Genomic DNA, 13850 nt, shown 5'->3' on the forward strand with positions numbered 1-13850 from the left:
TAAACTCCTTGCGATGCAGCCTCACATTCGAATGCCCCGGCCTGCCGACAAACGCCGGTACCGCCGGGCACCCGAACCGGCGGCGAACTATATCACTGCAACACCCTTGCGCCCAAGGCCCAAGCCTGGGGCCAGTCGGCCTGGATCCACGGATAAAGACCACACTTTGTGTCAGGCCGGGCGACCCATTCACACAAAGCATGACGAACTTACGTGAGGGAATTGTTCATTGCCGCTATAATCGCCGCCTTTTCATCGGGCTATACGATTTCTGACATGAGCCAATCCAGCGACCTGATTCAATCGGCACAACGTACCATCCGCCTCGAGCTCGAAGCCGTACAAGGCTTGCTGCCCCATATCGACGCTGATTTCGTACGCGCCTGCGAGATGATTCTGGCCAGCAAGGGCCGCGTGGTCGTGGTCGGCATGGGCAAGTCCGGGCACATCGGCAACAAGATTGCCGCCACGCTGGCCAGCACCGGCACCACGGCATTTTTCGTTCACCCGGCCGAAGCCAGCCACGGCGACATGGGCATGATCACCCGGGATGACGTCATCCTCGCCCTGTCCAACTCCGGCTCCACCAATGAAATCGTCACGCTGCTGCCGTTGATCAAGCGCCTGGGCATCCAGTTGATCAGCCTCACCGGCAACCCCGACTCGCCCCTGGCCAAGGCCGCCGACGTGAACCTTAACGTGCATGTCGAGCACGAAGCCTGCCCGCTGAACCTGGCACCGACCTCATCCACCACCGCCGCGCTGGTCATGGGCGATGCCCTGGCCGTGGCCCTGCTGGAAGCCCGGGGTTTCACCGCCGAAGACTTCGCCTTCTCCCACCCCGGCGGCGCCCTCGGCCGGCGCCTGCTGCTGAAGGTCGACGACGTGATGCATGCCGGCCAGGAGTTGCCGCAGGTGCAGCGCGGCACCTTGCTCAAGGATGCCCTGATGGAGATGACCCGCAAGGGCCTGGGCATGACGGTGGTCCTGGAAGCCGACGGCAAGCTGGCCGGGATCTTCACCGACGGCGACCTGCGCCGCACCCTGGACCGCACCATCGACATCCACAGCGCCACCATCGACCAGGTGATGACGCCCCACGGCAAGACCGCCCGCGCCGAGATGCTCGCCGCCGAGGCCCTGAAGATCATGGAAGACCACAAGATCAACGCCCTGGTGGTCGTCGACGACGAAGACCGTCCGGTGGGCGCCCTGAACATGCACGATCTGCTGCGTGCGGGAGTCATGTAAATGAGCACAGACCTGTTGCAACGCGGCAAGGCCATCAAGCTGGCGGTATTCGATGTGGACGGCGTACTGACCGACGGTCGCCTGTATTTCCTCGAGGACGGCAGCGAATTCAAGACCTTCAACACCCTCGACGGCCAGGGCATCAAGATGCTGATGGCCGCCGGCGTGCAGACCGCGATCATCAGCGGCCGCAAGACCCCGGTGGTCGAACGGCGCGCCAAGAACCTCGGCATCCCGCACCTTTACCAGGGGCGCGAGGACAAACTCGTCGTCCTCGACGAACTTCTGGGCCAACTCAACCTAAGCTATGAACAGGTGGCCTACCTCGGTGACGACCTGCCGGACCTGCCGGTGATCCGCCGCGTCGGCCTTGGCATGGCCGTGGCCAATGCGGCCGGCTTCGTACGCGAGCACGCCCACGGTGTGACCACGGCGCGCGGCGGCGAAGGCGCGGCCCGCGAATTCTGTGAACTGATCCTGCGCGCCCAGGGCCGCCTCGAAGCGGCCAACGCCGCGTACCTGTGAGCCAATTATGCTGAGCAAGAAGATTCGCACCATCGTGGTGTTTGCCTGTATCGCGGCGATTTTCGCGGCGGTGGGCTACTGGAACATCAGCCCGGAACGGTTTCTCGACCAGCCCGCGCCGGTGGTCGAGGAAAAGATCGACTGGTATGCGACCAACACCCACACCCTGCAATACCTGCCCGACGGAAAAGTGCAGTACGAAATGACAGCCGACAAGGTCGACCACGTCAAGGCAACCGACATTACGCTGGTCACCACGCCGGACCTGAACATGTTTCGCGGCACCGAGTTTCCGTGGCACGTGCAGAGCAAGCGCGCCGAAGTCAATTCCGGCGGCACCGAAGTGGAGTTGATCGACTCGGTGCGCGTGGCCCGGACCGACGAGAAGAACCGCACGACCATCATCACCAGCACACGCATGACGGTGTTCCCGCAGCAACAATATGCGCAGACCGAGCAACCCGTTAGAATCGACGGCGCCGGGGGTGTATCGACCGGCACGGGAATGAAGGCGTATTTGAAGGAAAGCAGGATACACCTGCTATCGAACGTAAGAGGACAGTATGAAGCTCGCTAAAACCCTCCCTATTTTGCTCAGTCTGGGCGCAGCACTGGGAAGCGCGAGCGCCTGGGCTCTTCCCAACGACCGCGACCAGCCTATCCGCATCCAGGCCGACGACGCCCAATTGGACGACAAGAACGGCGTAGCCACCTACAAGGGCGATGTGATCATCACCCAGGGCTCGATGAAAGTGACCGGCAACACCGTGACCATCACGCGCACCCAGTCCGGCGACATCGACGTGGTGACCTCGGTCGGCAACCTGGCCTACTTCGAGCAGTTGCAGACCGCCGGCGACACCAAGCCTGTGCAGGGCTATGGCGTGACCATCCAGTACCACGCCTCCCAGGACCGCGTCGTTCTGATCGACCGCGCCAAGGTCGTCGACAAGGACAACAACGTCACCCAGGGTGAGAAGATCGTCTACGACACCAACAAGAAACTGGCCAGCGCCGGTCGCGCCACCGGCAGCAAGGTGACCGAGCAGCGCCCACGGATCGACATGGTGATCCAGCCTAAAAAGAAAACCGACCAGAAGGCCCAGTAATGGCAACTCTGAAAGCTCAGCACTTGGCCAAGAGCTACAAGAGCCGTCAAGTCGTGCGTGATGTCAGCCTGTCCATCGACAGCGGCCAGATCGTCGGCCTGCTCGGCCCCAACGGCGCGGGCAAGACCACCTGCTTCTACATGATCGTCGGCCTGGTCCAGGCCGACCAGGGTCGCGTACTGATCGACGACCTGGATGTCAGCCACCAGCCGATGCACGGCCGGGCCAAGGCCGGTATCGGCTACTTGCCGCAAGAAGCGTCGATCTTCCGCAAGCTGTCGGTCGCCGACAACATCATGGCGATCCTCGAGACCCGCAAGGAACTCGACAAGGCCGGTCGTCGCCAGGAACTGGAAAGCCTGCTGCAGGAATTCCATATCAGCCACATTCGCGACAACCTGGGCATGAGCCTGTCCGGTGGTGAACGGCGCCGGGTGGAAATCGCCCGGGCCCTGGCCACCGCACCGAAGTTCATCCTGCTCGACGAACCCTTCGCCGGCGTGGACCCGATCTCGGTGGGCGACATCAAGCAGATCATCCACCACCTCAAGGCCAAGGGCATCGGCGTGCTCATCACCGACCACAACGTGCGCGAGACCCTGGATATCTGCGAGACCGCCTATATCGTCAATGACGGCCAGCTGATCGCCGAAGGCGACTCCGCCGCCATCCTGGCCAACGACCTGGTCAAGGAAGTGTACCTGGGCCATGAGTTCCGCCTGTAAGCACGAGTGTCTGGCGAATCGCCGCGGGCATTGCTGATTTTATTATGGTGATGCCCTAGGCAAACACTTCAGTTTCAGGCATATAATTTGCTTAAGTTTGGCGCTCCGGCGCCCTGTAGTGGATGGCGCATGTGCGCCGGCGAATAAGGTGTTAAGCCCCTGCCATGAAACCATCGCTAGTCTTGAGAATGGGCCAGCAGCTGACGATGACGCCGCAGCTGCAACAGGCCATCCGCCTGCTCCAATTGTCGACCCTGGACCTGCAACAGGAAATCCAGGAGGCCCTGGAGTCCAATCCGATGCTCGAACGCCAGGAAGAAGGCGACGACTTCGACAACACCGACCCGCTGGCCGACAACGTCGAGCAGAAGACCAACACCGAGATCCCCGAACCGTCCTACCAGGAAGCCGCCCCGACGGTGGACAACCTCGAGGACGGCGAATGGAACGAACGCATTCCCAACGACCTGCCCGTGGACACGGCCTGGGAAGACGTCTACCAGACCAGCGCCAGCAGCCTGCCGAGCAGCGATGACGACGAGTGGGACTTCACCACCCGCACCTCCGCCGGCGAAAGCCTGCAAAGCCACTTGCTGTGGCAGTTGAACCTGGCGCCGATGTCCGACACCGATCGCCTGATCGCCGTCACCCTGATCGACTGCATCAACAACCAGGGCTACCTGGACGAGACCCTGGAAGAAATCCTGGAAGCCTTCGACCCCGAGCTCGACATCGAGCTGGACGAGATCGAGGCCGTTCTCCACCGGATCCAACAGTTCGAGCCGGCCGGCATCGGCGCCCGCAACCTGGGCGAATGCCTGCTGCTGCAACTGCGCCAGTTGCCGGCCAAGACACCCTGGCTGACCGAAGCCAAGCGACTGGTCACCGACTACATCGACCTGCTGGGCGGCCGCGACTACAGCCAGTTGATGCGCCGCATGAAGCTCAAGGAAGACGAACTGCGCCAGGTCATCGAACTGGTGCAGAGCCTCAACCCGCGCCCCGGCTCGCAGATCGAATCCACCGAACCCGAATACGTGGTGCCCGACGTCATCGTGCGCAAGCACAACGATCGCTGGCTGGTCGAGCTGAACCAGGAGTCGGTGCCCAAGCTGCGGGTCAACGCCCAGTACGCCGGCTTCGTCAGGCGCGCCGACACCAGCGCCGACAACACTTTCATGCGCAACCAGTTGCAGGAAGCGCGCTGGTTCATCAAGAGCCTGCAGAGTCGCAACGAAACCCTGATGAAAGTGGCCACCCAGATCGTCGAGCATCAGCGCGGCTTCCTGGAGTACGGCGACGAAGCGATGAAACCGTTGGTCCTGCATGACATTGCCGAGGCAGTGGGCATGCACGAGTCGACGATTTCCCGGGTAACCACCCAGAAATTCATGCATACCCCACGGGGCATCTATGAATTGAAATACTTTTTCTCCAGCCATGTCAGCACCTCCGAAGGCGGCGAATGCTCGTCCACGGCCATCCGCGCAATCATCAAGAAACTGGTGGCTGCGGAAAATCAGAAAAAGCCGTTGAGTGACAGCAAGATCGCTGGTTTACTGGAGGCACAAGGCATTCAGGTGGCCCGCCGTACCGTCGCCAAGTACCGCGAATCCCTCGGGATAGCACCTTCGAGCGAACGCAAGCGGTTGATGTAACAGGCCACGCCACAGCGTTCCAGTGGCAGGCATTTCTGCCTGCCGCTTTATGCACTGGCAACGAAGGAGAAGCTGTATGCAAGTCAACATCAGTGGACACCAACTGGAAGTGACCGAACCCCTGCGCACCTATATCGGCGAAAAACTCGACCGATTGGAAAGGCATTTCGACAAGATCACCAATGTGCAAGTCACCATGAACGTCGAGAAGCTGCTGCAGAAAATCGAAGCCACGTTGCATATTCCCGGCGGAGAGGTGGTTGCCAATGCGGAGCACACAGACATGTATGCCGCGATTGACCTGCTGACCGACAAGCTGGATCGCCAACTCAAAAAGCATAAGGAAAAGACCCAGAGCCTCCTCCAGGGCGCTACCGGTCGTTAACCCCCCCAATCCATGATCCGACTAGAAACCATCCTGACCCCCGGCCGTTCCCTGGTGAACGCGCCGGGCGGCAGTAAAAAGAAAGCCCTCGAACAAATCGCCAACCTGATCCACCGCGAAGTGCCGGATCTGGAAATGCAGGACGTCTTCGAGGCCCTCGTTGCCCGTGAAAAACTCGGTTCCACCGGTTTTGGCAACGGCATCGCCATTCCTCACTGCCGCCTCAAGGGATGCACCTCGCCCATCAGCGCGTTGCTGCACCTTGAAGCCGCCATCGATTTCGACGCCATTGACGGCGCACCGGTCGACCTGCTGTTCGTACTGCTGGTCCCGGAAGCGGCGACCGATGCGCATCTTGAGCTGCTGCGCCAGATCGCCAGCATGCTGGACCGCAAGGAAGTGCGCGAAAAATTGCGCAGCGCACCGACTAACCAAGCCTTGTATCAGGTTGTCCTGGACGAGCAGAACGGTCATTAAACATGCGCATGATCATCGTCAGTGGTCGCTCCGGCTCCGGTAAAAGCACGGCCCTCAATGTGCTTGAGGACAGCGGCTACTACTGCATAGACAACCTGCCCGCCGGCTTGCTGCCGGAGCTGGCCGAGCGCGCGATGATCCATACCGAGCTGGCGCAGCCTTTGGTGGCGGTGTCCATCGACGCGCGCAACCTGCCCAGCCATCTGTCGCGTTTCCCGGCCCTGCTCGAGGAAGTGCGCAGCCGGCACATCCAGTGCGATGTCTTGTACCTGGATGCCGATGAAGAAACACTGCTCAAGCGGTTTTCCGAAACCCGCCGGCGCCACCCGCTGAGCAACGCCAATCGCTCCCTGGCTGAAGCCATCGAGGATGAGAGCCAACTGCTGGGGCCGATTGCCGACCTGGCGGACCTGAAGGTCAATACCACGAACCTGAACCTGTATCAGCTGCGCGACACCATCAAGTTGCGCCTGCTGAACCAGCCGGAGCCAGGTACGGCGTTCCTGGTGGAGTCGTTCGGGTTCAAACGTGGCATGCCCGTGGACGCCGACCTGGTGTTCGACGTGCGCTGCCTGCCCAACCCTTATTGGAAACCGGAGTTGCGCGAGCAGTCCGGGCTCGACCAACCGGTAATCGACTACCTGGCCGCACAGCCGGATGTCGAAGAGATGTACCAGGATATTTCCAGCTACCTGCTCAAGTGGCTGCCCCGCTTTGCCGCCAGCAACCGTGCCTACGTCACGATTGCCATTGGCTGCACGGGCGGCCATCACCGCTCCGTCTACCTGACCGAACGCCTGGGTCAGCTCCTGCAACAATCCCTGAAGAATGTCCAGGTTCGCCACCGCGACCTCAGTTAAAGGATTCACATCGCGATGCCTGCTCAGGAAATAGAAATCATCAACAAGCTGGGGCTGCACGCCCGGGCTTCAGCCAAATTCGTTGGCGTGGCAGGCCGGTTCAAGGACACGACTATCCGCGTCGGTCGGACGCCTGAAACCATGATCGACGGCAAGAGCATCATGGCCATGATGATGCTCGCTGCCGGCAAGGGCACCAAGATCCACCTGGCCACCGAAGGCGAAGAGGCGCAGGAAGCGATGGATGCCCTGGTGGCCTTGATCAACAACTATTTCGACGAAGGCGAATAAGCGCCTAGCGCAGCCTCGTAGCGCCGCGCCACTTCTGGCCAGTTGATCACGTTGTAGAACGCGCTGATGTATTCGGGCCGACGGTTCTGGTAGCGCAGGTAGTAGGCGTGCTCCCACACGTCCAGCCCCAGGATCGGCGTATTGCCATTCATCAGCGGGCTGTCCTGGTTACCGCTGCTTTCCACCACCAGGGTATTTTGCGCTGTCACGCTCAGCCAGGCCCAGCCACTGCCGAAGCGGGTGAGCGCGGCCTTGGTGAAGGCTTCCTTGAAACGCTCCAGGCCACCCAGTTGCGTTTCGATCGCTTCGGCCAAGGCGCCTTCCGGCCGCCCTCCCCCCTGGGGACTCATCACCTCCCAGAACAACGAATGGTTGGCATGGCCACCGCCCTGGTTGATCACGGCGGCTTTCAGGTCCTGGGGCAATTGCGCCACGCTGGAGACCAGCTTCTCGACGGGCCAGTTGGCGTATTCGGTGCCCTCAACCGCAGCGTTGAGGTTGTTGATGTAGGTCTGGTGATGCTTGGTGTAGTGGATTTCCATGGTCTGCGCATCGATGTGCGGTTCCAGGGCGTCGTAGGCGTAGGGCAATGCAGGCAAGGTAAAAGCCATTTTCAATGAACTCCGTAATGAACCGGGGCATTGCGCGGCCGCGATGAGGCGGCATCGCAGTGCAGCAGGCGTTGGGTGCGAGGGTATTCGCCGTGCTCGCTGATGAAATTCAGCAGTTCGACGTAGGTCTTGTGGCTCTGGCGCAGCGCCGCTGCACGCAGGGCCGGTGCCAGGCGTTCGTCCTGCATGGTTTGCAGCAGGCGTTGGTGAATGGCGCACAGGTACTCGACACTCTCCTCCGGCTGGTTCAGGCACAAGTGCAGGTCCGCCAGGTTGTGATGGGAAACGACAGAGGCAGCCACGGCTTCATCGGCGTCCGGCCAGCGCTCGAACAACACCTGGGCCAAGGCCAGTGCCTGCAGATAGGCTTCCCGGGCATCCACCCACTCGCCCAGCCTGAACCAGCGATTGGCGCGTTCGATCGTTCGTTTCCAGTGTTCCATGATCAATCCTCCACAGGTGTGTCGGGTTAAACGCCGCCAGCGGTGAGCTTCTCGGGGTCCAGCAGAACCTCGAGTTCGCTACGGCTCAGATGGGTGTATTCCAGGGCGACATCGATGACCGGGCGGCCTTGCCGGTAGGCCATCTTGGCGATTTCAGCGGCCTTCTGGTAACCGATGATCGGGTTCAAGGCGGTAACCAGGATCGGATTGCGCGACAACGCATCCTTGAGCCGGGCTTCGTTGACCTTGAACGTGGCGATGGCCTTGTCCGCCAGCAAACGGCTGGCAGTGGACATCAGGGCGATGCTGCTCAACAGGTTCTGGGCGATGATCGGCAACATCACGTTCAGTTCGAAATTACCGGACTGACCGGCGACGGTGATCACCGTGTCGTTGCCGATGACCTGGGCTGCCACCATCGCCGTGGCTTCGGGGATCACCGGGTTGACCTTGCCGGGCATGATCGACGAGCCCGGCTGCAGGCCTTCGAGCTCGATCTCGCCCAGGCCAGCCAACGGCCCGGAATTCATCCAGCGCAGGTCGTTGGCGATTTTCATCAGCGACACCGCGGTGGTCTTGAGTTGGCCGGACACCGCCACGGCAGTGTCCTGGGAACCGATCAGCGCGAACAGGTGCTTGCCTGGAGTGAATTGCACCCCGGTCAATTGCGTCAGTTGCTGGCTGAACAGCTCGGCGAAACGCGGATGGGCATTGACCCCGGTACCCACCGCCGTACCGCCCTGGGCCAGCGCTTGCAGGCTCGGCAGCAAGTCCTGCAGGTGACCGATGTTGGCCTTGAGTTGCTGCGCCCAACCCTCGAGCACCTGGCTCAAGCGCACCGGCACGGCATCCATCAGGTGGGTACGGCCGGTCTTGATGAACGGGTGGACCTGCACGGCCTTGTGCTCGATCACCTGCACCAGGTGCAGCAACGCCGGCAGCAATTGTTCATGCAGGGCCAGCGCGGCGCTGACATGAATGCTGGTTGGAATGATGTCGTTGCTGCTCTGGCCGCAATTGACGTGGTCGTTGGGGTTGATCGGCTCGCCCAGCAACCGGCTGGCGAGGGTGGCGAGCACTTCGTTGGCGTTCATGTTGGAGCTGGTGCCGGAGCCGGTCTGGAAGATGTCCACCGGGAAATGCGCCATGAAGTCGTCTTCGAGCAAACCCTGGGTGGCCTCCACGATCGCCTTGCCCTGGGCCGCGCTGATCTGCCCCAGCTCGACATTGGCCCGGGCGGCGGCGGCCTTGGCCAGGATCAGCGCGCGAATGAATTGCGCGGGCATGCGCTGGCCGCTGATGGGGAAGTTATCCACCGCACGCTGGGTCTGCGCACCGTAGAGGGCCGCCTCCGGGACCTGAAGCTCGCCCATGCTGTCGCGTTCGATACGGGTATTACTCATCGGAAGATCCTTGCACCAGTTCAATAAGAGGGATCGACGGCTCCAGGGCGCAGGTCGCCAGCGCCCAGGCATGCGCCTGCCAACGCTTCAGGCGGCAGCCGCACAGGGATTGTCGTTCGAGGTCACGCAGGGGGCGCCACGCCTGGTCGAGGCAGAGGGTTCGCCAGTGCCAGGGCAACGCGACATCCGAAGCGGTGTCGAGCAGCAGGCGGAATGCGGTTTCGCCAATCATCCATGGCGAAGTGACGGTGCAGCAGGCCAGGTAACGACCTTCGGCCAGGTAGTGCTCGATGAGCCGCGGCTCGTCCGGGTCCATTGCGCAACGGATCTGGCGACTCATCCAGCGCCAGCTTTCGAGGTAGGGTGGCTCGTGCAGTGCAGAACTCATGACCGGGCTCATTCGGAAAATGAGATTAATTATTAAATGATAATCAAACTCAACACAAGAGAAGTTCACGGACATAAAAAAAGCGCGTCCCCCCCGTCAGGGAGAACGCGCCTTTTTCATTGCGTTGGCGATCAGCTGCCCGCCACCATCATTCGTTCGATCAGCACCGAACCGGTGCGGATATTACTGCGCAGCTCCAAATCATTACCCACGGCGACAATCTGCTTGAACATGTCACGCAGGTTGCCGGCAATGGTCACCTCCTGGACCGGGAACTGGATCTCGCCGTTCTCGACCCAGAAACCCGCCGCGCCGCGCGAGTAATCACCGGTCACCATGTTCAGGCCATGGCCCATCAGTTCGGTCACCAGCAAGCCGCGGCCCATCCGCCGCAGCAACGCCGCCTGGTCTTCCTCGCCGTGGGTCACGAACAGGTTATGCACGCCACCCGCGTTGGCGGTGCTCGGCATGCCGAGCTTGCGGCCCGAATAGGTGCCGAGGATGTAGGACACCAGTTCACCGTTCTCCACGAACGGCTTGGCATAGGTCGCCAGGCCATCGCCGTCGAACGCGGAACTGCCCATGGCCTGCATCAGGTGTGGGCGTTCATCGATGGTCATCCATTCCGGGAACAGTTTCTGGCCCAGGGCGCCCTCGAGGAACGACGACTTGCGGTACAGGTTGCCGCCGGACACCGCCGACAGGAAGCTGCCGAACAGCCCACCGGCCAGCTCGGCGGAAAACAGCACCGGCACTTCGCAGGTGGGGACCGGCCGTGCGCCGAGACGGCTGGCCGCCCGCTGCGCGGCTTTCTGGCCGATGCTCAGCGGGTCCGCCAGCAATGTGCCTTGGCGGTTCACGTCGTACCAGTAATCGCGCTGCATCTGGCCGTTCGCCTCGGCGATCATGACGCAACTGAGGCTGTGACGCGTCGAGGCATAGCCGCCGATGAAGCCGTGGCTGTTGCCATAGACCCGGCACCCCTGGTGGGTATTGAGCGTCGTGCCGTCGGCGTTCTTGATTCGCGCGTCGGCATCGAACGCCGCCGCTTCGCAGCGCAGCGCCTGCTCGATGGCTTGTTCGGGCGTGATGTCCCAGGCGTGGAACAGGTCGAAGTCGCGCGCCTCCTTGCACATCAGCGCGGCGTCGGCCAGCCCCGAGGCTTCATCTTCGGACGTGTGCTTGGCAATCGCCAGTGCAGCGGCGACGGTTTCGCGAATGGCGTCCGGGCCGCTGGCCGAGGTGCTGGCCGAACCCTTGCGCTGGCCGACGTACAACGTGATGCCAAAACCCTGGTCGCGATTGAACTCGACGGTTTCTACCTCGCGCTGGCGTACCGACGTCGACAAGCCCTGCTCCAGCGACACCGCCACTTCACACGCGCTGGCACCCTGGCGCTTGGCCTCGGCGAGGATCTGCTCGACCTGCTCCTGCAGTGCCGGCAATGCTTGCGGGCCGACGCTCTGAACTGCACTCATTGGTTTTCTCCATCAAATTCGGCTTTCGGTTAGGCCTTCGAGCGACCGGGCCGGACAAGCGGCCCCCGACTGGTTATCATGGCGGCGTTTCTTTGCGGACTGCCACCATGGTTGATTCTTACGACGATGCCCTCTACGGGGGCGAAAAAAGCAAATCCCAGGTCAAACGCGAGCTGCATGCTCTGGTTGACCTCGGCGAGCGCCTGACAACACTCAAGCCTGACTTGCTGGCCAAACTGCCCCTGACCGACGCCTTGCGCCGGGCCCTGGCCGATGCGCCCAAGCACACCGCGAACATCGCGCGTAAACGGCACCTGCAATTCATCGGCAAACTGATGCGCGACCAGGACACTGACGCCATCCTGGTGCTGCTCGATCAACTCGATGCTTCCACCCGGCAATACAACGAACGTTTCCACAACCTGGAGCGCTGGCGCGATCGCTTGATCGCAGGCGACGACGGCACCCTGGAAAAATTCGTCATCGACTACCCGGAGGCCGATCGCCAGCAATTGCGCTCCCTGATCCGTCAGGCCCAGCACGAGGTGGCGCAGAACAAGCCGCCGGCCTCGAGCCGTAAAATCTTCAAGTACATCCGTGAGCTGGACGAGACCCAACGCGGTTTGCGCTGATCGCTCACGCCCACTCCCCTTTGGGAGTTGCCTTTGTTGTGGCGAGGGAGCTTGCTCCCGCTCGGTCGGTACGACGCCTCGGGCGTAGCGACCGCATTGGGGCTACTGCGTAGCCCAACGGGAACAAGCTCCCTCGCCACAATGAGTTACACGAGCCTTGGCGCATTTCACGCACCGGTGCCACCCACGGTGATCGCATCGATCTTCAGGGTCGGCTGGCCAACGCCCACCGGCACCGATTGCCCATCCTTGCCGCACGTCCCCACGCCGCTGTCCAGCGACAGGTCGTTACCGACCATCGACACCTTGCTCATCGCCTCCGGCCCGTTGCCGATCAGGGTCGCGCCCTTGACCGGCGCGGTGATCTTGCCGTCTTCGATCAGGTACGCCTCGCTGGTGGAGAACACGAACTTGCCGCTGGTGATGTCCACCTGGCCGCCGCCGAGGTTGGCGCAGTAGATGCCTTTTTTCACCGAAGCGATGATTTCCGCCGGATCGCTCTGGCCGCCCAGCATGTAGGTGTTGGTCATGCGCGGCATCGGCAGGTGCGCGTAGGACTCGCGGCGACCGTTGCCGGTACGGGCGACGCCCATCAGGCGGGCATTGAGCTTGTCTTGCATGTACCCCTTGAGCACGCCGTTTTCGATCAGCGTGGTGCACTCGGTCGGGGTGCCTTCGTCGTCGACGCTCAGGGACCCGCGACGTCCGGCAAGGGTGCCGTCATCGACAATGGTGCAGAGTGTCGAGGCGACCTTTTCGCCCATGCGACCGCTGTAGGCCGAACTGCCTTTGCGGTTGAAGTCGCCTTCCAGGCCGTGGCCCACCGCTTCGTGCAGCAGCACGCCGGACCAACCGGAGCCCAGCACCACCGGCAGGGTTCCCGCCGGGGCCGCAATGGCCTCCAGGTTGACCAGTGCCTGGCGCAGCGCCTCGCGGGCATAGCCCATGGCGCGGTCCTCGTTGAGGAAGTAACGATAGTCGGTGCGCCCGCCACCGCCATGGCCGCCCCGCTCGCGGCGGCCGTTTTGCTCGACGATCACGCTGACGTTGAAACGCACCAGCGGCCGCACGTCCGCCGCCAGGCCGCCGTCGGTGGAGGCCACCAGGATCCGCTCCCAAACCCCGGCCATGCTCACCGACACCTGTTGGATGCGTGGATCGAGGGCGCGGGTGGCAACGTCGATGCGCTTGAGCAACTCGACCTTTTCGGCGCGCGTCATGACTTCCAGCGGGTTGTCCGGTGCGTACAGCTGCGCCACGTCCTGGCTGCTGAAGGCCTGGACCGTGCCGTTCTGTCCGGCCCGGGAAATCGAGCGGGCGGCACGGGCCGCGGCGCCCAAGGCCTCGAGGGTGATGGCATTGCTGTAGGCAAAACCGGTCTTTTCCCCGGACTGGGCACGCACGCCCACGCCCTGGTCAAGGTTGAAGCTGCCTTCCTTGACGATGCCGTCTTCCAGCGACCAGGACTCGGAAATCTGGCCCTGGAAATACAGGTCGGCCGCATCGATGCCCGGGCCGGCCAGATCGCCCAGCACGCCTTGCAGGCTTTCGAGGGTCACGCCACCGGGGGCTAGAAGGTGTTCACTGACTGAGGACAACAACCCGCTCATATGT

Annotated in this window: 17 protein-coding genes; 11 read left to right on the forward strand and 6 right to left on the reverse strand. The window is 62.2% G+C overall.

Annotation, left to right across the window (positions count from 1 at the left end; translation table 11 throughout):
* Nucleotides 1-276 precede the first annotated feature (276 nt).
* The 10 genes from VM99_19910 to VM99_19955 all read left to right on the forward strand — a co-directional run bounded on the left by VM99_19910 (nt 277) and on the right by VM99_19955 (nt 7281).
* Entirely contained in the window at nt 277-1251 is a 975-nt protein-coding gene (locus VM99_19910) for a D-arabinose 5-phosphate isomerase (protein ID AKK00230.1), read from the forward strand.
* Entirely contained in the window at nt 1252-1776 is a 525-nt protein-coding gene (locus VM99_19915; GenBank protein AKK00231.1) for a 3-deoxy-D-manno-octulosonate 8-phosphate phosphatase, read from the forward strand. It begins immediately after the preceding gene.
* A 7-nt stretch (nt 1777-1783) separates the two neighbouring features.
* A complete protein-coding gene (locus VM99_19920; GenBank protein AKK00232.1) occupies nt 1784-2353 on the forward strand; it encodes a lipopolysaccharide ABC transporter permease in 570 nt (189 codons plus the stop codon).
* Nucleotides 2340-2885 (forward strand): organic solvent tolerance protein OstA, encoded by a 546-nt coding sequence (locus VM99_19925; GenBank protein ID AKK00233.1) that lies wholly within the window; start codon nt 2340-2342, stop codon nt 2883-2885. Before VM99_19920 ends, VM99_19925 begins: the two co-directional genes overlap by 14 nt.
* Entirely contained in the window at nt 2885-3610 is a 726-nt protein-coding gene (locus tag VM99_19930; protein ID AKK00234.1) for a sugar ABC transporter ATP-binding protein, read from the forward strand. Before VM99_19925 ends, VM99_19930 begins: the two co-directional genes overlap by 1 nt.
* A gap of 164 nt (nt 3611-3774) precedes the next feature.
* Nucleotides 3775-5268, forward strand: a complete 1494-nt coding sequence (locus VM99_19935; protein ID AKK00235.1) for an RNA polymerase factor sigma-54 — start codon at nt 3775-3777, stop codon at nt 5266-5268.
* 76 nt (nt 5269-5344) lie between these two features.
* Complete coding sequence (locus tag VM99_19940) at nt 5345-5653, forward strand: ribosome hibernation promoting factor HPF (GenBank protein AKK00236.1); 309 nt, start codon at nt 5345-5347, stop codon at nt 5651-5653.
* 12 nt (nt 5654-5665) lie between these two features.
* On the forward strand, nt 5666-6130 hold the full coding sequence (locus VM99_19945) for a PTS fructose transporter subunit IIA (GenBank protein ID AKK00237.1): 465 nt from the start codon (nt 5666-5668) through the stop codon (nt 6128-6130).
* Between the two features lie 2 nt (nt 6131-6132).
* A complete protein-coding gene (locus tag VM99_19950; protein AKK00238.1) occupies nt 6133-6990 on the forward strand; it encodes a glmZ(sRNA)-inactivating NTPase in 858 nt (285 codons plus the stop codon).
* 15 nt (nt 6991-7005) lie between these two features.
* Complete coding sequence (locus VM99_19955; GenBank protein ID AKK00239.1) at nt 7006-7281, forward strand: phosphocarrier protein HPr; 276 nt, start codon at nt 7006-7008, stop codon at nt 7279-7281.
* Here the strand turns inward: VM99_19955 and VM99_19960 are convergent.
* From VM99_19960 to pmbA, 5 genes are all read right to left on the reverse strand, one after another.
* Nucleotides 7260-7892 carry a superoxide dismutase gene (locus VM99_19960; protein AKK00240.1) on the reverse strand — a complete coding sequence of 211 codons (633 nt, stop codon included), beginning with the start codon at nt 7890-7892 and terminating at the stop codon, nt 7260-7262. The genes VM99_19955 and VM99_19960 overlap by 22 nt on opposite strands.
* 2 nt (nt 7893-7894) lie before the next feature.
* Nucleotides 7895-8335 carry a hypothetical protein gene (locus tag VM99_19965; GenBank protein ID AKK00241.1) on the reverse strand — a complete coding sequence of 147 codons (441 nt, stop codon included), beginning with the start codon at nt 8333-8335 and terminating at the stop codon, nt 7895-7897.
* Nucleotides 8336-8361: 26 nt separating this feature from the next.
* On the reverse strand, nt 8362-9738 hold the full coding sequence (gene aspA / locus VM99_19970; protein ID AKK00242.1) for an aspartate ammonia-lyase: 1377 nt from the start codon (nt 9736-9738) through the stop codon (nt 8362-8364).
* Nucleotides 9731-10126 carry a FagA protein gene (locus VM99_19975; protein AKK00243.1) on the reverse strand — a complete coding sequence of 132 codons (396 nt, stop codon included), beginning with the start codon at nt 10124-10126 and terminating at the stop codon, nt 9731-9733. Before VM99_19975 ends, aspA begins: the two co-directional genes overlap by 8 nt.
* 131 nt (nt 10127-10257) lie before the next feature.
* Nucleotides 10258-11604, reverse strand: a complete 1347-nt coding sequence (gene pmbA / locus VM99_19980; GenBank protein AKK00244.1) for a peptidase PmbA — start codon at nt 11602-11604, stop codon at nt 10258-10260.
* Nucleotides 11605-11711: 107 nt separating this feature from the next.
* Here pmbA and VM99_19985 point away from each other — a divergent pair, with 107 nt between their 5' ends.
* Nucleotides 11712-12236 carry a hypothetical protein gene (locus tag VM99_19985; protein ID AKK00245.1) on the forward strand — a complete coding sequence of 175 codons (525 nt, stop codon included), beginning with the start codon at nt 11712-11714 and terminating at the stop codon, nt 12234-12236.
* Between the two features lie 167 nt (nt 12237-12403).
* Here VM99_19985 and tldD read toward each other — a convergent pair whose 3' ends face one another.
* Nucleotides 12404-13846 (reverse strand): protease TldD, encoded by a 1443-nt coding sequence (tldD, locus tag VM99_19990; GenBank protein AKK00246.1) that lies wholly within the window; start codon nt 13844-13846, stop codon nt 12404-12406.
* Nucleotides 13847-13850: the final 4 nt, after the last annotated feature.

Origin of the sequence: Pseudomonas chlororaphis (assembly GCA_001023535.1) — a bacterium.
Lineage (GTDB): Bacteria > Pseudomonadota > Gammaproteobacteria > Pseudomonadales > Pseudomonadaceae > Aquipseudomonas > Aquipseudomonas chlororaphis_E.